19 protein-coding genes are annotated in these 16,495 nt (G+C 70.4%); 5 read left to right on the top strand and 14 right to left on the bottom strand.

Features of this window, described 5'->3' with window-relative positions; all coding sequences use genetic code 11:
• Window positions 1–60: 60 nt before the first annotated feature.
• Both BM286_RS09575 and BM286_RS09570 read left to right on the top strand, forming a co-directional pair.
• Entirely contained in the window at window positions 61–942 is an 882-nt protein-coding gene (locus BM286_RS09575; protein WP_092921484.1) for an HpcH/HpaI aldolase/citrate lyase family protein, read from the top strand.
• A 71-nt stretch (window positions 943–1,013) separates the two neighbouring features.
• A complete protein-coding gene (locus BM286_RS09570; protein WP_092921482.1) occupies window positions 1,014–2,267 on the top strand; it encodes a Glu/Leu/Phe/Val family dehydrogenase in 1,254 nt (417 codons plus the stop codon).
• Between the two features lie 32 nt (window positions 2,268–2,299).
• On the opposite strand, the gene BM286_RS09565 is transcribed toward BM286_RS09570, so the two are convergent.
• The 5 genes from BM286_RS09565 to BM286_RS09545 all read right to left on the bottom strand — a co-directional run bounded on the left by BM286_RS09565 (window position 2,300) and on the right by BM286_RS09545 (window position 5,919).
• Window positions 2,300–3,013 (bottom strand): diphthine--ammonia ligase, encoded by a 714-nt coding sequence (locus BM286_RS09565; RefSeq protein ID WP_092921480.1) that lies wholly within the window; start codon window positions 3,011–3,013, stop codon window positions 2,300–2,302.
• A gap of 85 nt (window positions 3,014–3,098) precedes the next feature.
• A complete protein-coding gene (locus BM286_RS09560; RefSeq protein WP_092921478.1) occupies window positions 3,099–3,668 on the bottom strand; it encodes a DUF7110 family protein in 570 nt (189 codons plus the stop codon).
• A gap of 122 nt (window positions 3,669–3,790) precedes the next feature.
• On the bottom strand, window positions 3,791–4,135 hold the full coding sequence (locus tag BM286_RS09555; protein ID WP_092921476.1) for a glutaredoxin family protein: 345 nt from the start codon (window positions 4,133–4,135) through the stop codon (window positions 3,791–3,793).
• Window positions 4,136–4,226: 91 nt separating this feature from the next.
• Entirely contained in the window at window positions 4,227–4,862 is a 636-nt protein-coding gene (gene gfcR, locus BM286_RS09550; RefSeq protein WP_092921474.1) for a transcriptional regulator GfcR, read from the bottom strand.
• Window positions 4,849–5,919, bottom strand: a complete 1,071-nt coding sequence (locus BM286_RS09545; protein WP_092921472.1) for a glucose 1-dehydrogenase — start codon at window positions 5,917–5,919, stop codon at window positions 4,849–4,851. The genes gfcR and BM286_RS09545 overlap by 14 nt, the downstream gene beginning before the upstream one ends.
• Before the next feature lie 105 nt (window positions 5,920–6,024).
• Here BM286_RS09545 and BM286_RS09540 point away from each other — a divergent pair, with 105 nt between their 5' ends.
• The 3 genes from BM286_RS09540 (at window position 6,025) to BM286_RS09530 (ending at window position 8,209) form a co-directional block, all read left to right on the top strand.
• Complete coding sequence (locus BM286_RS09540; RefSeq protein WP_092921470.1) at window positions 6,025–6,804, top strand: NRDE family protein; 780 nt, start codon at window positions 6,025–6,027, stop codon at window positions 6,802–6,804.
• Window positions 6,805–6,898: 94 nt separating this feature from the next.
• On the top strand, window positions 6,899–7,783 hold the full coding sequence (locus BM286_RS09535) for a metallophosphoesterase family protein (protein ID WP_092921468.1): 885 nt from the start codon (window positions 6,899–6,901) through the stop codon (window positions 7,781–7,783).
• Window positions 7,784–7,855: 72 nt separating this feature from the next.
• Complete coding sequence (locus BM286_RS09530) at window positions 7,856–8,209, top strand: helix-turn-helix transcriptional regulator (RefSeq protein WP_092921466.1); 354 nt, start codon at window positions 7,856–7,858, stop codon at window positions 8,207–8,209.
• A gap of 150 nt (window positions 8,210–8,359) precedes the next feature.
• Here the strand turns inward: BM286_RS09530 and BM286_RS09525 are convergent, their stop codons facing one another.
• The 9 genes from BM286_RS09525 to BM286_RS09485 are packed head-to-tail and all read right to left on the bottom strand — an operon-like array spanning window position 8,360 to window position 16,410.
• Window positions 8,360–10,138: a Na(+)/H(+) antiporter subunit D gene (locus BM286_RS09525; protein ID WP_092921464.1), complete on the bottom strand. Its 1,779-nt coding sequence runs from the start codon at window positions 10,136–10,138 to the stop codon at window positions 8,360–8,362.
• Window positions 10,138–11,847 carry a cation:proton antiporter gene (locus BM286_RS09520; protein ID WP_092921461.1) on the bottom strand — a complete coding sequence of 570 codons (1,710 nt, stop codon included), beginning with the start codon at window positions 11,845–11,847 and terminating at the stop codon, window positions 10,138–10,140. The genes BM286_RS09525 and BM286_RS09520 overlap by 1 nt, the downstream gene beginning before the upstream one ends.
• Window positions 11,844–13,325: a monovalent cation/H+ antiporter subunit D family protein gene (locus BM286_RS09515; protein ID WP_092921459.1), complete on the bottom strand. Its 1,482-nt coding sequence runs from the start codon at window positions 13,323–13,325 to the stop codon at window positions 11,844–11,846. Before BM286_RS09515 ends, BM286_RS09520 begins: the two co-directional genes overlap by 4 nt.
• Complete coding sequence (locus BM286_RS09510) at window positions 13,318–13,677, bottom strand: cation:proton antiporter subunit C (protein ID WP_092921457.1); 360 nt, start codon at window positions 13,675–13,677, stop codon at window positions 13,318–13,320. Before BM286_RS09510 ends, BM286_RS09515 begins: the two co-directional genes overlap by 8 nt.
• Window positions 13,674–14,222 (bottom strand): Na(+)/H(+) antiporter subunit B, encoded by a 549-nt coding sequence (locus BM286_RS09505; protein WP_092921455.1) that lies wholly within the window; start codon window positions 14,220–14,222, stop codon window positions 13,674–13,676. Before BM286_RS09505 ends, BM286_RS09510 begins: the two co-directional genes overlap by 4 nt.
• Complete coding sequence (locus BM286_RS09500) at window positions 14,219–14,758, bottom strand: DUF4040 domain-containing protein (RefSeq protein WP_092921453.1); 540 nt, start codon at window positions 14,756–14,758, stop codon at window positions 14,219–14,221. The genes BM286_RS09505 and BM286_RS09500 overlap by 4 nt, the downstream gene beginning before the upstream one ends.
• A complete protein-coding gene (gene mnhG / locus BM286_RS09495) occupies window positions 14,758–15,072 on the bottom strand; it encodes a monovalent cation/H(+) antiporter subunit G (protein ID WP_092921451.1) in 315 nt (104 codons plus the stop codon). Before mnhG ends, BM286_RS09500 begins: the two co-directional genes overlap by 1 nt.
• Window positions 15,069–15,344: a cation:proton antiporter gene (locus BM286_RS09490; protein ID WP_092921449.1), complete on the bottom strand. Its 276-nt coding sequence runs from the start codon at window positions 15,342–15,344 to the stop codon at window positions 15,069–15,071. The genes mnhG and BM286_RS09490 overlap by 4 nt, the downstream gene beginning before the upstream one ends.
• The gene (locus BM286_RS09485; protein WP_092921447.1) at window positions 15,337–16,410 is read right to left on the bottom strand and encodes a monovalent cation/H+ antiporter subunit E; all 1,074 of its coding nucleotides are present in this window, start codon (window positions 16,408–16,410) and stop codon (window positions 15,337–15,339) included. Before BM286_RS09485 ends, BM286_RS09490 begins: the two co-directional genes overlap by 8 nt.
• Window positions 16,411–16,495: the final 85 nt, after the last annotated feature.

The raw sequence follows: 16,495 nt of genomic DNA, 5'->3' as shown, positions 1-16,495 counted from the left end.
ATCGGTACCGCTCTCGGCGCGGCCGGCGGACTTTAGCCGCCCGCCCGCGCATCCCCGCACATGCCACGCCGAAGCCTGCTGTTCTCGCCCGGCGACAGCCCCGGGCTCATGCGGAAGGCACCCGGAGCCGGCGCCGACGTGATCTGTTTCGACCTCGAGGACGCCGTCGCGCCCGGCCGGAAGGACGAGGCGAGGGCGGCGGTCGGCGAGGTCCTCGCGGACCCCGATTTCGACCCGGACGCGGAGGTGTGCGTCCGGCTGACCGCCGAGTCGCCGGCGGCCGACCTCGACGGCGTGTTGGGGGGAGGCGGCGAGGACGGGGACCGGCCGAAGGAGGGAACCGACGAGGTCCGCCTCGACGCCGTGATGCTCCCGAAGGTCGAGACCGCCGACCGCGTCGAAAGCGTCGCCGCGCTGTGTGCCGAACGCGGGCGCGACCCGGCCGTGTTCGCGCTCGTCGAGACCGCTGCGGGCGTCCTCTCGGCGCAGTCGATCGCGGCCGCGGACGCGACCGACGCGCTCGTCTTCGGCGCCGAGGACCTCGCGGCCGACGTGGGCGCGACCCGGACCGACGAGGGGACCGAGGTGCTGTACGCCCGAGAGCACGTCGTCGTCGCCGCGAGCGCGGCCGGGATCGACGCCATCGACACGGTGTACACCGACTTCTCGGACGATTCGGGGCTTCGCGAGGACGCGGCGTTCGCGCGGCGGCTCGGCTACGACGGCAAGCTCGCGATCCACCCGGCGCAGGTGGAGCCGATCACCGAGGCGTTCACGCCGGATCCGGCGGACGTCGAGTGGGCCGAAGCCGTCCTCGACGCGCGCGACGAGGCGGAGCGGGAGGGCCGGGCCGTCTTCCAAGTCGACGGCGAGATGATCGACGCGCCGCTGATCGCGCAGGCGGAGCGGATCCTCGACCGGGCGCCCGACGCCGACCGATAGCGTCGGCGCCCGACGCGGAACTCTCCGGGTCGTCCGTCACAATTAACCTCCGGCCCCCAGCACGTGAGAGTATGTCTTCGGAGGCGAACCCGTTCGAGAGTCTGCGGGAACAGGTCGACGACGCCGCGGCGGTCGTCGACGCCGACCCGGGCGTCATCGAGCGGCTGAAGAACCCGGAACGAGTGCTTGAGACGAACCTGACCTTCGAGCGCGACGACGGCTCGCTGGAGACCGTGCGCGCGTATCGGTCGCAGTTCAACGGCGACCGCGGCCCGTACAAGGGCGGGATCCGCTATCACCCGGGCGTGACCCGCGACGAGGTGAAGGCGCTGTCCGGGTGGATGGCGTACAAGTGCGCCGTCGTCGACGTCCCGTACGGGGGCGGCAAGGGCGGCATCGCGATCGACCCGGCCGACTACTCCGAGCGCGAACTGGAGCGGCTCACGCGCGCGTTCGCGACCGAACTGCGCCCGCTGATCGGCGAGGACCGCGACATCCCCGCGCCGGACGTCAACACCGGCCAGCGGGAGATGAACTGGATCAAAGACACCTACGAGACCTTAGAGAACACCACGGCGCCCGGCGTCATCACGGGGAAGGCGCTCGACTCCGGCGGCAGCGAGGGCCGGGTCGAGGCGACCGGGCGCTCGGTCGCGCTGTCGGCCCGCGAGGCGTTCGACTGGCTCGACCGCGACCTCGCGGGCGCGACGGTCGCCGTTCAGGGATACGGCAACGCCGGGTCGATCGCCGCCGCGCTGCTCGACGACCTCGGCGCCGACGTGGTCGCGGTCTCCGACTCCTCCGGCGGAATCCACGACCCCGACGGGTTCGACCCCCGAGAGGTGAAGGCGCACAAGGCCGAGACCGGCTCGGTGGTCGAGTACCCCGGAACGGAGCGGATCACCAACGACGAGCTGCTCACGCTCGACGTCGACTGCCTCGTTCCGGCGGCGCTGGAGAACGCGGTCGACGGCGACCTCGCGAGGGACGTGCGCGCCGACCTGATCGTCGAGGCGGCAAACGGGCCGCTCACCCCCGACGCCGACGACGTACTGGCCGACCGCGACGCGTACGTCGTCCCCGACATCCTCGCGAACGCCGGCGGCGTCACCGTCTCCTACTTCGAGTGGGTTCAGAACCGACAGCGGTTCAGTTGGACCGAGGAGCGCGTCAACGAGGAGCTCGAACGCGTGATCACGGACGCGTTCGACACGCTCGTCGACACCTACGAGTCGAACGCGGTCCACACCCTCCGCACCGCGGCGTACGTCGTCGGTATCGGTCGGATCGTGGACGCCTACGACCAGGCCGGGAGCTGGCCGTAGCGAGCGGAGTCGGCCCCGAGAAACGACCCCACCTACTCCAGCCGCGCGTCCCGGATCTCGACGTGCCCGCGGTCCCCCTCCCACACCGCGTCGTACGTCAGGTCGATGCGGCGGTCCATGTGCGGGCCGTCCACGACGTACGTCTCGAACTCGCCGCCCTCGCCCAGCTGGTGGACCCCGTACTCCTCGCGGAGCGCGAGCAGGTCGTCGAGCGCGGCCGCGTCGAAGCGCCGCCCGAGCCAGGACTCGTCGAGCCCGTAGGCCGCCACCTGAACGATTCGGATCTCGAAGCCGGCGTCGAACATCGCTTCCGCCAGTTCGACCGGGTCCCGCTGCCAGAGCGGCGCGAACAGGTCGATCCCGAGGCGGTCGCACATCGCCCGGATCCGGTTCGTCTGGAACTCGCTCTCGACCGCCCCCGCGGTGACGCCCGCGAGGTCGACGGCGTCCGCGGCGGCGATATCGCGGAGCGCCGCCTCCATCGGCTCCAACTCGGCGTCCCCCTGTGCGCCCGCGTCGTCGACGTCGTCCGCGCCGAAGTCGTCGGGCGACACCTCCACGAGGTCGATCCCGACGCTTTCGGCCGCGAGCGAGGCGAGTTCCGTCGCCGGCGTGTGGTACATGTACGAGTCGCCGGCGGGGTGGACGGTCAACAGCCGCGAGACGTCGAGGCCCTCCTCCAACGCGCGGTACAGCGCCCACGAGGAGTCCTTGCCGCCGGAGAAGAGGCTCACCCAGTTGCTCATGACAGGGGGAGAGAGTCGCGCGGATAAAGCGTCGGCGGTCGGGCGGTCGAGGCGCCCACCGCGGTGCTGGGGGAGTCCCGCCGTCTCAGTCCGAGATGAACTCGTTGTCGCGCCAGTTGACGCCGCCGCCGCCCTCGCCGGCGCCCTGCGGGCTCTCGACGACCTCGATGCTGGCGGGGCGGGGCTCGCCCTCGACGATCCGCGTCGCCTCGAGCTCGCCGTCCTCCTCGGTGATCGCGGTCAGCGTCCCCTTCTCGGAGAGCGTCGCGATCTTCCGAAGCACCCGGAACATCGGGTACTGGAGCGCGGAGTTCTGGAGGACGGTCTCGCGGTCGCCCTTGAAGCAGGCGAACTCGACGAGCTCGGACGGGATCTCCTCCTCCTCGTCGTCCATCCACTGGGGGCCGCCGGCGCGGGGCGGTTCCTCCTCCCAGACGCGGGTCTCGGTGACCGACGCCTTCAGCTGGGCGGTGGGGGTGTACTTGCTGATCGACTCGTCGTCGGACAGGGCCTTGATGATGAGTGTGTTGTTTCGACGCGTGATGTCGATGTCGTCGATCTCCGGCGGCAGATCGGGATCTTCGTCGAAGTACGTCTCTACGTCTTCGAGTGGCAGTTCGAGCGTCGAATGAAGTCGGAACACGCGGCCTGTCATTGTTTGTGGAATGCGGTGGGGTCGAACCGGTGGTCGCGGCGGCAGCGGCGGCCGCTGCGTCTACCCGTTCTACGCACCGTGGGTTTATATGGACTGCCCTTCGAAGTGTCTAGATCGACGCCTCACTCGGCGCCGAGCTCGGCCGCGAGCTCGCCGCGCTCTTCGAGTTCGGTGAGCACGTCGCTACCGCCGACGAACTCGCCGTCGACGAACGTCTGCGGGATCGTCTCCCAACCGCTGCGCGATTCGAGCGCCTCGCGGTACTGCGGCAGCGCAGGCAGCACGTCGACCGTCTCGAACTCCTCGACGTGCTGGGAGATCAGTTCGACCGCGCGCTTCGAGTAGCCGCACTGCGGCATCAGGCGGTTGCCCTTCATGAACAGCACCACGTCGTTGTCGGCGATCGTCGTCTCGACGCGCTCGTCGATCTCCTCGGAGTCGGCGTCGGTCTCGGGACTGAACGTCATGGCGTCGGGTACGCGGCGGCGAGGCAAATGGGTTCCGCACGCCGACGGGCGGCGAGACGACCGACCGTCGGGCGCGCGGGCGGCGCGCCGCCTACTCCTCACGGTCGACGCGGACGACGTCGACGAGCGAGTACACCGGCACGTCGTCGATCTCGTCGTATCCCCGCTTGTCGACCAACACCACGCACGCGGCCGGCTCGCCGCCCTGTTCGCGGATCGCGTCGATCGACTCCCGCATCGTCGTCCCCGACGTGATGATGTCGTCGACGACGTAGCAGTCGCGGTTCCGGATGGCGGCGAAGTTCCGCGAGAAGCCGCCGCCCTGTTCGTCGATATCCCCCTCGTCCCACTGGTGTTTCGCGGGCGCGTACGTGCCGAGATCGGTGTCGAGCCGGTCCGCGACCGCGGTCGCGAGCGGCGCGCCCGCCTTCTCGATACCGACGGTGAGATCGACCTCCTCGCCCTGCTTGGCCAAGAGGTCCGCCATCGCGCTCGCCGCGTAGCCGAGACGGGTCGAGTCGCGGCCGAGCGCCGACCAGTCGACGTGGATGTCGGCGGACGCGGTCGCCCCGTCGCCCGCCTCGACGGCGTCCGAGCCGCCGCCGCGCTCGACCAGCCAGCTCGCCGTCTCGCGGGAGACGTTCAGTTCGTCGGCGATTTCGCCCTTCGAGAGGCCGTGTTCCGCGAGCTCGGCCGCGCTGTCGATGAGGTCGTCAACGTTCTTCATACGCGGCAAATTCGACCGCCGTTTTAATAGTCGTGTCGTCATCCGCGAACGCGGCCTCGAACTCGTCGAGGCCGTGGACGCCGGTCACGAGATCGCCCAAGAACGCCTCTGAGAGCCCCGCAAGCGACTCGACCGCCGACTCGAAGTGGCCGTAGCCGGAGTTGACGCTGCCGACGAGCGCCTTGTTGTGGAGGACGAACTCGCGGTGGAGCCGGCCGCCGTCGATCTCGAACTCCCAGTCGCCGGGGACGCCGAGGAGCGCGCCGACGCCGTTTGGCGCGAGCGCCTCGATCGTCTCGAAGGCGTGGGGCGCGTAGCCGGTCGCCTCGAAGACGAAGTCCATCGGCTCGTACGCCTCGGGGACCTCGGGGACCGAGGTCCTGTTCGAGTTCACGTACGTCGCCCCCAGCGACTCGATGATGTCGATCGTCGGGTCGGGGCGGTCGCGCCGTCCGAGACAGTAGATCCGGTCGAACTCCTCGTCGAGGGTCGCGACCGTCAGGAGGCCGAGCGACCCGTTCCCCAACACGAGCGCCGACTCGGGCTCCCAGCTGAACGCCGACCGGCTGGCGTACGCGTGCTCGATCGCCTTCTCCGCGATCGAGATCGGCTCGACGAGGAACCCCCACTCCGCGAGCGCCGGCGGGATCTCGACGAGGAACTCCGCCGGGCTGGTGAAGTACTCCGCCATGAACCCGTGCGCGCCGACGATGCCGCGCTCGTGGTACTCGCCGTCCGGCGCCATGTCTGGCTCGCCGCGCGCGAAGTACTCGTTGGCGCCGTTCGGCGGCCGTCGAACCGTCGGGACGACGACGTCGCCGGCCTCGAACGGCGTGTCGTTCGGGTCCTCGACCACGCCGACGGCCTCGTGGCCGAGCACGAGGTGGTCCTCGCCCGCGGGCGCGCCGCCGTGGCCGCCGGCGATGACCTCGTGGTCGGTCCCGTCCACGCCGACCCGCAGGGTCCGAACCAGCGCCTCGCCGGGCGCGGGCTCCGGTCGCGGCTTCGCTGTCACGACCGGTTCGTCGGCTCCCTCGTAGACGGCAATCGCGTTCATGTCTGGACCAAAGCGGCCAGTCACCAAAAGATTTCTTTTATTACGAGTAAACACGTGCGGCGGATTCCCCGTGGAGTTTTCAGTCGCTCGGGCGTGTCTTCGGGCGTGTGTACCCTGACCCTCGCGTGGCGGGCGTTCGGCGACGCCCCCGTCGCGCTCGCGGCCACCCGCGACGAGGCGCTCGACCGCCCGAGCGAACCGCCGGCGCTCCGAACGGCCGACGGCGACGGAGTCCGATACGTCGCTCCGCGCGACGCGGAGGCCGGCGGCACGTGGATCGGCGTCTCCGAGAGCGGACTCGTCGTCGCCGTCACGAACCGGTGGCTCGACGCCGACGGCGAGGGCGAGCGCTCGCGGGGGCTGCTCGTCCGCGACTGCCTGACGGCCGCCGACGCGGAGGACGCGGTCCGAACGGTCGAGAACGAGCTCGACGAGCGCGCGTACGACGGCTTCAACCTCGTGCTGGCCGACGGTCGAGCGGCGTTCCTCCTGACGTACGACGGCGGCCTCGCCGTGACCCGACTCGACCCGGGCGTCCACGTCGTCGGCAACGTCGGCGGCGTGGTCAACGGGGCGGAGCGGTTCGCGGTCCCCCGGCGGCGACGGGAGTTCGGCGAGGAGCGCGCCGACAGCGCCAGACGGATCGCGGCCGCGCTCGTCCCGGAACCGGGCGAGTCGGGGTCGTCGTGGCTCGACCGCGCGAGCGGCGTCCTCGCGGACCACGAGTACGGCGCCTGCCTCCACGGCGACGCCTTCGGAACCCGGTCGTTCACCCGGATCCGGACCGGCTCGGGCCCCGAGATGGCGTACGCCGACGGCCCCCCCTGCGAGACGCCCGCGGAACCGGTGCGGCTCCCCGCCGACTTCGCGGACGGCGGGACCTAACGGGTCGGACGCGGTCGCGTCCCGGTCGGTCCGCCGTGCGCCGCGGTACCGTGCCTCCCGGGACGTTTTGACTCCGGACGCGAACGCCGAGACGATGCGGCTCCTCGTCTGCGGCGACCTCCACCTGAAGCCCGCGGCCAGCGACTACGACCTCGACGCGGTGTCGCCGCCCGAGGGCGTCGACGCCGCCTTGATCGTCGGCGACCTCACGCACCGCGCGGGCGACGACGACGCCGACCTGGCGCGTCGGTTCGTCGAGCGGCTCGCCCCGGACGTTCCGGTCGTCTACGTGCCGGGGAACCACGACCCCGCCCCGATGCCGGAGGGGGTGGTCGACCCCGTCGACGGCGCCACCGCGGGACACCTGAGCGCCCGGACGCTCGGGGACCTCGCCGTCGTCGGCTGGGGCTGCGAGCGCCGGTCGCTCACCCCGCCGCTTCCGCAGACCGAGTTCGACGCGCTCGACCCCCGGTCGGTCCCCCGCGAGGACCGCCGCTACGAAGCCGACCGGATCGCCGAGGACCTGCTCGACGCGTGTCACCGCGTCGTCAGCGGGTCCGCGTCCGTCCGGGAGGCCGCGGCGTCGCTGGGGATCGCGGACGACGAGGCGGCCGCGTTCCACCGGGGCGTCGAGGCGATCGAGGCGACGTACGAGCGGCTGTCGGAGCGCCTGCGCGGTCGCTCCGACGCGCTGCTCGCGACCCACCAACCGCCGTTCGGCGCGTCGTTCGACCGCCACCACGCGGTCGGTGAGCGCGAGACGGACCGGGAGCACCTCCACACCGGGTCGATCGCGCTCGCCCTCGCGGTTCGGGACCACGACGTGTTCGCCGCGTTCAGCGGCCACTCGCACGAGTTCGGATACGACGCCGGCGAGGCGGCAGACGGTCGACCGCACCTGCTCAACCTCGGCTTCCGCGGCGTCGGGGTCGTGACGGTCGATCCGGCTCGCGGAGAGTTCGCGTTCACTCGCCGGTAAGACGACGGCCGCGCGGCGCGAGACGTGCGACCGGAAAGCCAGTTTTAAGCGATTCGGGAGGCGTGAGAGAGTATGAGCGTGTCCGAAATCGAGTCCGACCTGTCGGCGGACGAGCGGGCCGGCCTCGAACTCATCCGCGAGACCGGCGGCATCCACCAGAGCGACTTCTGGAAGGAACTCGACGTCTCGTCGCGGAAGGGGAGCCGCATCGCCGAGGCGTTGGAGGAGTCGGGACTCATCCAGCGTGTGGACACCGTCTACGACGGCCACAACACCTACTACCTAGAGCCCGCGCCGCGCGACCTGGACTTCTCGCTGCTCATGGCCGACGACATGCTCTCGCCGTTCATCGGCGAGGAGGAGGTCGACCCGCAGGCCGACGCCTTCTCGCAGTGGATGATGAACCTCGCGTACGAGGAGTACTGACGTCGAGACACACGTTTTCGACAGGTCCGTACCGCGTTCCGACTCCCGTTCTCGCTTTCCTCCGGCCGCACCGTCGCCGGGATATCGACGCCGAACACCGAGCCGAACGACCGGTCGGTGAGACGCCCGGAGCGGGCGGCCCGGAACCGCTCAGAGCAGGAAGACCGCGAACAGCGCGACGCCGACCGCCACCGTCAAGACCAGCACGCTGCGCCCGATGCCGGACTTGATGTCGACGTCGCCGCCGACTCGCCGGACCGCCGCCTGCGGTTCGGTGACGGTCCGGATCGTCAGCCGGGCGAAGCCGACCGCGGCGCGGTCGACGGCGGCGTAGAGCTCCGTGACGCCGACGACGAGCCCGCGGGACCCGTAGAACACTGCGGGGTTGTACAGGGAGTCGACATCGGGGACGCGCCCGAGCTTCGAGAGCGGCTTCTTCGTGAGCGCGAAGCCGATCAGCCCGAGGACGCCGAGCAGCGCGCCTTCGATGACGTGGGGGACGGTGTAGGTCACGTAGACGTGGTCGACCACGGCGCCGTCGGTCACGTCGAAGGGCAACAGCGCGAACAGCGCGCCGTCGAAGATCCCGTAGGCCACACAGAGGACGGCGACGGTCACCATCGCGGCGGCCTGGCCGCGGTTGGCGTCCTCGACCTCGCCGTCGTACTCGCCGTGGAAGAACGCGTAGTAGCCGAACTTGATGAACGACATGAACGTCCCGACTCCGCCGAGCAGGAGCAGCCACTCCAGCGTGCCGAACCCCCCGAGCGGGAGCGGCCCCTTGCCGAACGTGTAGTGGCTTCCGGAGATGATTATCCCCTTGCTGACGAAGCCGTTGAACCCGGGGAACCCGGCGATCGAGAGCGCGGCGACGACGAACGCCCCCGCGGTGAGCGGCATCTCGCGGGCGAGGCCGCCGAGCTTCTTCAGGTTCTCCTCGCCGGTCCGGTAGACGACGACGCCGGCCGTCATGAAGAGGAGCCCCTTGTAGAGGATGTGGTTGAAGACGTGGGCGAACGCGCCGGCCTGAGACAGCGCCGACCCGATGCCGACGCCGGCGATCATGTAGCCGACCTGCGACTGGATGTGGTACGAGAGGAGCCGGCGCATGTCGTTCTGGAACAGCGCGAAGGTCGCCCCGAAGACGGCCATCCCGCCGCCCATGTACGCGATGGCGACGTGGCCGTCGGGGAACGCCCGGTACATCCCGTAGACGCCGGTCTTCGTGGTGAACACGCAGAGGAAGACGCTGGCGGCGATGTGGGGGCGCGGGTAGGTGTCGGGGAGCCACGCGTGGAGGCCGATGAACCCGACGTTGACGCCGATTCCGACCGCGGCGAGCGCGGCCGGCAGCCCGGCGACCATCCCCGCGGTCTCGGGGCCGCCGGGAACGGTCGCAAACAGGAAGGTCCCCTTCGCGACGTAGTTACCGAGGACGGCGGCCATCAGCAGCGTGCCGCCGAGCCCGTGGAACAGTGCGTAGCGGAAGCCGGCCCGGACCGCCTCGCCCCGGTAGTGCCAGACGAGCAGCGTACTGGTGACGGCCATCAGCTCCCAGAAGAACAGCAGCGTGAGCCAGTCACCCGCGAACACCGCGCCGTAGCTCGTCGCCACGTACGAGAACGCGAACGCGGTCTGAACGCTCTCGGCCTCGCTCGCGTACGAGTACAGGACGGCGACGGCGCCGATAATCCCGAATATCAGCCCCATCAGCCGCGAGAACTCGTCGACGTTGAGCAGGACGGCGTCGAAGCCGAGGAACGTGGCCTGGAGATGCGCGCCGGCCGGGACGGTCCACGCCCAGGCGACCGCCGCCCCGGAGGCGGCGACGCCGAGCGCGTGGCCGACCCGCCGGGACAGCAGCGCGATCAGCACGGCCACCGCCAGCAGCACCGGTCCCGGCGGAAGGGCGGTCAGGGCGTTCGTCATCAGACCACCACCCCCGGGAGCGAGCCGACGACGGTCTCGACGATCCTGAGGAAGACGGCGGTCCGCGGGACGACCCCGAGCAGGACCGACAGGCTCGCGGCCGTCAAGATCGGCCCGAGCATGAACCACGTGCTCTCGGCGCCGCGCCACCCGCGGACGTCCCAGCCGCTCGCCGGCGGCCCGCCGTGGTGACCGCGGTGACCGTCGTCGCGGCTCTCGACGTCGTGACCGTCCTCGTGGGTTTCAGCGCCGTGCGCGTCGTCGTGGGTCTCGGCGGCGGAGGCGTCGCCGTACGCCTCGGTCTCGCCGCCGCCGTCGGCGCGAGGCCCGCTGCGGCCCCCCAGCGGCGCGGACAGGAGGGGCTTCTCGTCGTGCCCCTCGGGCGACTCGAAGTACGCCTGGTAGACGACCGGCCAGAAGTACGCGATGTTGAGGACGCCGGAGATCAACAGCGCGGCGGCGAAGACGAGGCCACCGCCCTGCAGCGCGCCGATGACGATGTACCACTTACTGACGAACCCGGCGACCAGAGGGATCCCGGCCATCCCCGCGGCGGCGACGGCGAACGCCGCCATCGTCAGCGGCATCCGGTCGCCGATGCCCGCCATGTCGCTGATGTCGTCCGTGTGCGTCTCGACGTGGATCGCGCCCGCGCAGAAGAACAGGGTGAGCTTCATGAACGCGTGCGCCGGGATGTGGAGCAGCCCGCCGATCAGCGCGTCGCCCTCCAACAGCGCGAGCCCGAGGACGATGTACGACAGCTGGCTGATCGTCGAGTACGCCAGCCGCCGCTTGAGGTTGTCCTGTCTGAGCGCGATGACGCTCGCGGTCAGGAGCGTGATCGCCGCGACCGCCGCGAGCGGCAGCGCCACGCCCAGCTCCGCCATCGTCTCCGTCCCGAACACGTCGAGGACGACGCGGGCGATGCCGAAGATACCGCTCTTGACGACCGCGACCGCGTGGAGCAGTCCCGAGACCGGCGTCGGCGCGACCATCGCGTCGGGGAGCCACGAGTGGACGGGCATCAGCGCCGCCTTGACGCCGAACCCGCCCGCTAAGAGGGCGAACGCCGCCCGCGCCAGCGTCGGGTCCGCGGTCGCGAGCGCCTCGATGCCGCCCGGCGTGAACGCCGTAGTGCCCGTCAGCACGTAGACGAGCGCCGTCCCGCCGAGGACGGCGACGCCGCCGCCGAAGGTGTACGTGAGGTACTTCCGGCCGGCCGCGCGGGCCTCGTCCGTCTCGTCGTGCGTGACGAGCGGGTACGTCGACACCGTCAGCAGCTCGTAGAAGACGAACAGGGTGACGAGGTTCGCCCCGAACGCGACGCCGACGGCACACGCGAGGCTGGCGGCGAAGGAGGCGAAGTAGCGGGTCTGCGCGTGTTCGCTCAGCCCGCGCATGTACCCGATGGAGTAGAAGCTCGTCACGATCCACAGGAGGCTCGCGAGCAGCGCGAACAGGATCCCGAGCGGGTCCGCGCGGAGCGCGAGCGAGATCCCGTTCCCGAACTCGCCGATCCGCGTGACGTAGGTGGTGCCCGCGAGGACCCCCGGCACCATGCTCGCCACGAGGCCGAACTTCGTCGCGGCGACGGCGAGGGTGACCCCCTCTCGGACGTTCGGCCGCGACCGCAGCGAGAGGATGATCGGGATGGCCACGGCCGACACGAGCACGGCGAACAACGGTCGAAGGGAGGCGACGTCGGTCATTGGCGTATCAACTCGAACACGGTCTGGTCGATCAGCTGGTCGATCACTGGCACTGCGGCCGTGAGCGCGACGGCGAGGACGGCAGCGACGACGACGGTCACGATCATCCCGGTCGAGACGCTCTCGCCGCCGTCGGTCGCGGCGGTCGACCCCGACGTGATCGTCGGCTCGGCGAAGTAGAGTCGCTCGCCGAGCCGAGCGAAGTACGCCAGCGTCAACAGCGTGCTCGCCAGGAGGACGACGACCACCGGCCAGACGCCGGCGTCGACGGCGCCGAGGACGATGTACCACTTCCCGACGAACCCGATGGCGGGCGGGACCCCGACCATCGCGAGCGCCAACAGCGTGAAGACGCCGGCGGCGACCGGAACGCGACCGCCCATGCCGGCGTAGCCGCCGACCGTCGTCGCGCCGGTCCTGCGCTCGATGATCCCGGTGACGGCGAAGAGGCCGCCCTTCATCACCGCGTGGCCGACGAGGTGGACGGTCGCGCCGACGACGGCCAGCGGCGTCGCGATGGCGAAGCCGGCGATGACGAGTCCGAACTGCGACACCGACGAGTACGCCAGCATCCGACGCACGTCGGACTGCGCGACCGCGAGGCCGCTCCCGGCGACGATGCTGACGCAGGCGACGCCCACCAGCGCCCAACGCGCGGTGGGGACGGCCTCGAGGAAGTCGACCGTGAACACCGAGAACAGCACGCGAGCGAGCGCGTACGCCGACACGGTCGAGACGAGCGCCGAGATGAACGCGCTCACGCTGTCGAGCGAGTCGGCGTACGCGTCGGGCTGCCAGGTGTGGAGCGGGAACAGCGCGACCTTCACCGTCAGGCCGGCGACTATCAGCCCGAACGCGGTCAAGACGAGCGTCGAGTCGTAGCCGACCTCGGCGAGTTTGACGCTGAGGTCGGCCATGTTCAGCGTGCCGGTGGCGGCGAGCGCGTAGCCGACGCCGAGCAGGTACAGCGACGCGCCGATGGTCCCGATGACGAGGTACTTCAGGGCCGCGACGGCCGACCGCGCCCCCGGGCCGCTCGCGACGAGCCCGTACGCCGCGAGCCCCGTGATCTCGAGGAAGACGTACAGGTTGAACACGTCTCCCGTCACCGTCATCCCGGACAGGCCGGCGACGAGCAGGAGGAACTGCGAGTAGAACGTGTTCGCGTGCGGGCCGGCGTGTCTGGCGTACGCGAGCACGCCGAGCGAGACGGCGCTGACGAGGGCGACGAGCAGGATCGTCAGCCCGTCGGCGACGAGTTCGATCCCGTACGGAGCGGCGAAGCCGCCGACCGCGTACCGCACGGTGCCGTCGGTCCAGACGGTCCACGCGAGCGCGGCGGCGAACGCGGCGTGACCGAGCGTCGTCGCCGTCGCGACCGCCCACCCGACGCGGTCGTAACGCAGGCTGGCCAGCGGCGGGACCGCGGCGCCGAGGATCGGCAGGACGACCAACAGGACGATGAGGTGTTCAATCATGGTAGAGTTGCTCCAAGGTGTCTTCGTCGAGCGTGCCGTACTCCGAGTAGACGCGCACGACGAGCGCGAGCGCCACCGCCGTCAGGCTCACCCCGACGACGATGGCGGTCAGGATGAGCACGTGCGGGAGCGGGCTGACGTACGGGCCGGCGCCCTCGGTGATGACCGGGGGATTCCCGCCGTTGCGGAACGCGAGCGTGATGAAAAACAGGAATATCCCGGTCTGGAACACGTTCATTCCGATGACCTTCTTCACGAGGTTCGGCGACTCGATGACGGTGTACAGGCCGATTCCGAGCAGCAGGGCGACCGCGTAGTAGTTGTAGTGAGTCGTGAGCAGGTCGAGCGTCATGACGGGTCCTCCTCGATGGCGTGGTCGAAGCCGGCCGCGAGCAGGAAGAAGAGCCCGATCGCGACGGCGGCGACGATGGCGCCGATGCTGAGTTCGACGAGTTCGATCGCGTACTTGATCGCGTGCCCGAACAGCGCCTCGTACTCCGCGTACTGGAGGAACTGTCCGCCGAGCGCGATCGCGCCGAGACCGATCCCGACGAAGACGTACACGCCGCCGGAGGCCAGCGCCGCGATCACGCGGCCGTCGAGCCACTGCCGGGTCGAGTCGATACCGTAGGCGAACGCGAGCATCATCACGACCGAACCGGCGATGACGCCGCCCTGGAACCCGCCGCCAGGGGTATCCGCGCCGTGGAACATGATGAACAGCGCGAACGTGAGGATGAACGGGGAGACGAGCCGGACGGTCGTCATGATGATCGTGGACTCGACGTACAGGCCGGGCGCCGCCTCGTCGCCGTCCGCGTCGGGGGAGTCGGCGGCGTCCGGGCCTGCGGCGCCGTCCGCGTCGCCGGCGTTCCGGCCAGCGTCGTCGGTACTCATGCCACCACCTCGCGGCGGAGGACGGACAGCGTGACGACCACCGCGGAGAAGACGACCACGCCCTCGCCGAGCGTGTCGAAGCCTCGGTAGGCCGCCAACACAGCCGTCACGGCGTTTCTGACCTCCGTCTCGGCGTACGCGTTCGCCAGGTAGTACTGGCTCACCTCGCCGGCGACGACCGGCGAGTTCGGGTCGCCGATGGCCGGCAGCGCGGGGACCGTGGCGCCGATCAGCAGGACGAACCCGCCGACCAGCGCCACCGTCCGCCAGCGGATCGGCTCGAACAGCCGGTCCGCGTCCGGCGAGACGGTGTTCGACAGCGCCAAGAGGAACAGCACGGTCATGATGCCGGCGCCGACCGCCGCCTCGGTGAGGCCGACGTCCGGGGCCTGAAGCACGAGCCAGAGCACCGAGACGCCTAGGCTGTACGCCGCGAAGGCCATCACCGCCGCCAGCGTGTCCTCAAGCAGGGCCGCACCGAGGGCGCAGCCGAGGACGAACGTCAGCAGCGCGGCCTCGACGAGCGTGATCGGCATCAGTCGTCCCCCTCGTCGGCGGTCCACGGTTCGATTCCCTGGTCCTGTGCGGCGCGGGCGACGGCGTGTGCCGCCGTCGGGTTCGTGATGAACATGAACAACAGGAGGAACACCGACTTTGCCGTCGAGAGTCCGGACTGGAGCGCGAGCGCGGCCGCGGCGACCGTGAGGATGGCCCCCAGCGTGTCGCTCTTCGAGGCCGCGTGCGACCGGGTGTAGACGTCCGGGAGCCGGACGAGGCCGACCGCCGCGACGCCGCCGAAGAAGGCGCCCGCGAGCGCGAGGGCGACGATGCCCCACTCGGCCGGCGTCACAGCACACCCCCGCGTTCGACGTTGAACTTCGAGAACGCTATCGACAGCAGGAAGTTCAACAGGGCGTACACGAGCGCCACGTCGAGGAACGTCGACTCCTGGTACGCCGCCGCGACGAGCGTGATGGCGATGACGGTGTTCGTCCCGGCGACGTTCACCGCGATGACGCGGTCATGGTTCGTCGGCCCGGCGTACACCCGGTACAGCGCGACGACCGCGAAGAGCACGAAGGCCGCAGCGATGGCCAGAAGCGCCGTCTCGAACTCAACCATCCCGGCCCTCCCCGGCGTCGTCGCGCTCGCGCGGCGTCGGTATCCGCGCCGACGCGCGACCGTAGAAGACGAACCGGACCGCGCGCTCTAACCCGCCGTCGAAGAGGTCCTCGCGGGAGTCGGCGGTCAGCGAGTGAATGTCGAACGAGCGCTCGGAGACGTTGACGGTCAGGGTCCCGGGCGTGAGCGTGATGCTGTTCGCGAGCGTCGTCACCGCCCCGTCGCCCCACACCGCTGCCCGGAACTGAACGACCTCCGGGTCGATCGGCATGTCGGGGTGGAGGACGACGTACGCCACCTGGAGGTTCGCGACCGCGATCTCCTTGACGAGGTACGGGGCGTACACCGCCAGGCGGGCGAGCCGCCGGAGTGTCAGCCCCAGCGGCGCCGACCGGTTCGCGACGACCGGCGCGAGGACGACGGACACGATCGAAGCCGTCACGAAGCCGGTCAGGAAGTCGAGCGGCTTCCACGCGCTCAGCGACATGTAAAACAGGTACGAGACGACGAACACGGAGAGGTACTTCGACAGCGACGCCGCGCGCGCGAGCACCGCGCCCTGGGCCGGCCGGTCGTCCGGAGCCGTCTCGACCGGCACGTCGCCGCGGGCCAGCTCCACCGACATCGACCGCAGCATCGACGCGGTGCCGGCGGGGTTGTACTCCGGGTCGACGACGATCCGGTCGATCCCCGTCTCGGCCGCGTACTCGAGGAGCGCGTCGGCGTAGTCGCCCGGACTGAACAGGTACCGGTCGGTGCCGACGACGTCGGTGACGACGGTGAACCGGTCCGGCGGGCCGTCGGCCGCGTCGGTCGCGCCGTCGGCGGAGTCCGCGTCCTCCTCGACCCAGAGGGCGACGCGCTCTAACTGTTCGCGCGCTGAGCCGAGCTCCTCGGGCGCGTCCGGGTCGACCGACTGCGTCTCCGCCGCGACGACGAAGTGGAACTCGACCGGTCGGTTCGGTGCCGCCGCACTCGCCCGCTCGACGGCGTACGAGACCGTGTCTCGGAGCGTGTCCGAGTCGCCGACGGGAACGAGTATGCGGTGGGCGTCTGTGTCTGACATGTGTGAACCATCTCTCGCGTCTTCGCGCGAAAACGACGAGACTATCCACCGAGTTCAAGCGATGGGACGCCCAAAACTATTTCGC

This window comes from Halorubrum sodomense, assembly GCF_900111935.1.
Classification (GTDB): domain Archaea; phylum Halobacteriota; class Halobacteria; order Halobacteriales; family Haloferacaceae; genus Halorubrum; species Halorubrum sodomense.
This window is presented reverse-complemented; position numbering and strand designations above follow the sequence as displayed.

Excerpts from the sequence above, each read along its gene's own strand:
- BM286_RS09575 (WP_092921484.1), top strand. The coding sequence starts at position 61 with ATGCCACGCCGAAGCCTGCTGTTCTCGCCCGGCGACAGCCCCGGGCTC.
- BM286_RS09570 (WP_092921482.1), top strand. The coding sequence starts at position 1,014 with ATGTCTTCGGAGGCGAACCCGTTCGAGAGTCTGCGGGAACAGGTCGAC.
- BM286_RS09565 (WP_092921480.1), bottom strand. The coding sequence starts at position 3,013 with ATGAGCAACTGGGTGAGCCTCTTCTCCGGCGGCAAGGACTCCTCGTGG.
- BM286_RS09560 (WP_092921478.1), bottom strand. The coding sequence starts at position 3,668 with ATGACAGGCCGCGTGTTCCGACTTCATTCGACGCTCGAACTGCCACTC.
- BM286_RS09555 (WP_092921476.1), bottom strand. The coding sequence starts at position 4,135 with ATGACGTTCAGTCCCGAGACCGACGCCGACTCCGAGGAGATCGACGAG.
- gfcR (WP_092921474.1), bottom strand. The coding sequence starts at position 4,862 with ATGAAGAACGTTGACGACCTCATCGACAGCGCGGCCGAGCTCGCGGAA.
- BM286_RS09545 (WP_092921472.1), bottom strand. The coding sequence starts at position 5,919 with ATGAACGCGATTGCCGTCTACGAGGGAGCCGACGAACCGGTCGTGACA.
- BM286_RS09535 (WP_092921468.1), top strand. The coding sequence starts at position 6,899 with ATGCGGCTCCTCGTCTGCGGCGACCTCCACCTGAAGCCCGCGGCCAGC.
- BM286_RS09530 (WP_092921466.1), top strand. The coding sequence starts at position 7,856 with ATGAGCGTGTCCGAAATCGAGTCCGACCTGTCGGCGGACGAGCGGGCC.
- BM286_RS09525 (WP_092921464.1), bottom strand. The coding sequence starts at position 10,138 with ATGACGAACGCCCTGACCGCCCTTCCGCCGGGACCGGTGCTGCTGGCG.
- BM286_RS09520 (WP_092921461.1), bottom strand. The coding sequence starts at position 11,847 with ATGACCGACGTCGCCTCCCTTCGACCGTTGTTCGCCGTGCTCGTGTCG.
- BM286_RS09515 (WP_092921459.1), bottom strand. The coding sequence starts at position 13,325 with ATGATTGAACACCTCATCGTCCTGTTGGTCGTCCTGCCGATCCTCGGC.
- BM286_RS09510 (WP_092921457.1), bottom strand. The coding sequence starts at position 13,677 with ATGACGCTCGACCTGCTCACGACTCACTACAACTACTACGCGGTCGCC.
- BM286_RS09505 (WP_092921455.1), bottom strand. The coding sequence starts at position 14,222 with ATGAGTACCGACGACGCTGGCCGGAACGCCGGCGACGCGGACGGCGCC.
- BM286_RS09500 (WP_092921453.1), bottom strand. The coding sequence starts at position 14,758 with ATGCCGATCACGCTCGTCGAGGCCGCGCTGCTGACGTTCGTCCTCGGC.
- BM286_RS09490 (WP_092921449.1), bottom strand. The coding sequence starts at position 15,344 with ATGGTTGAGTTCGAGACGGCGCTTCTGGCCATCGCTGCGGCCTTCGTG.
- BM286_RS09485 (WP_092921447.1), bottom strand. The coding sequence starts at position 16,410 with ATGTCAGACACAGACGCCCACCGCATACTCGTTCCCGTCGGCGACTCG.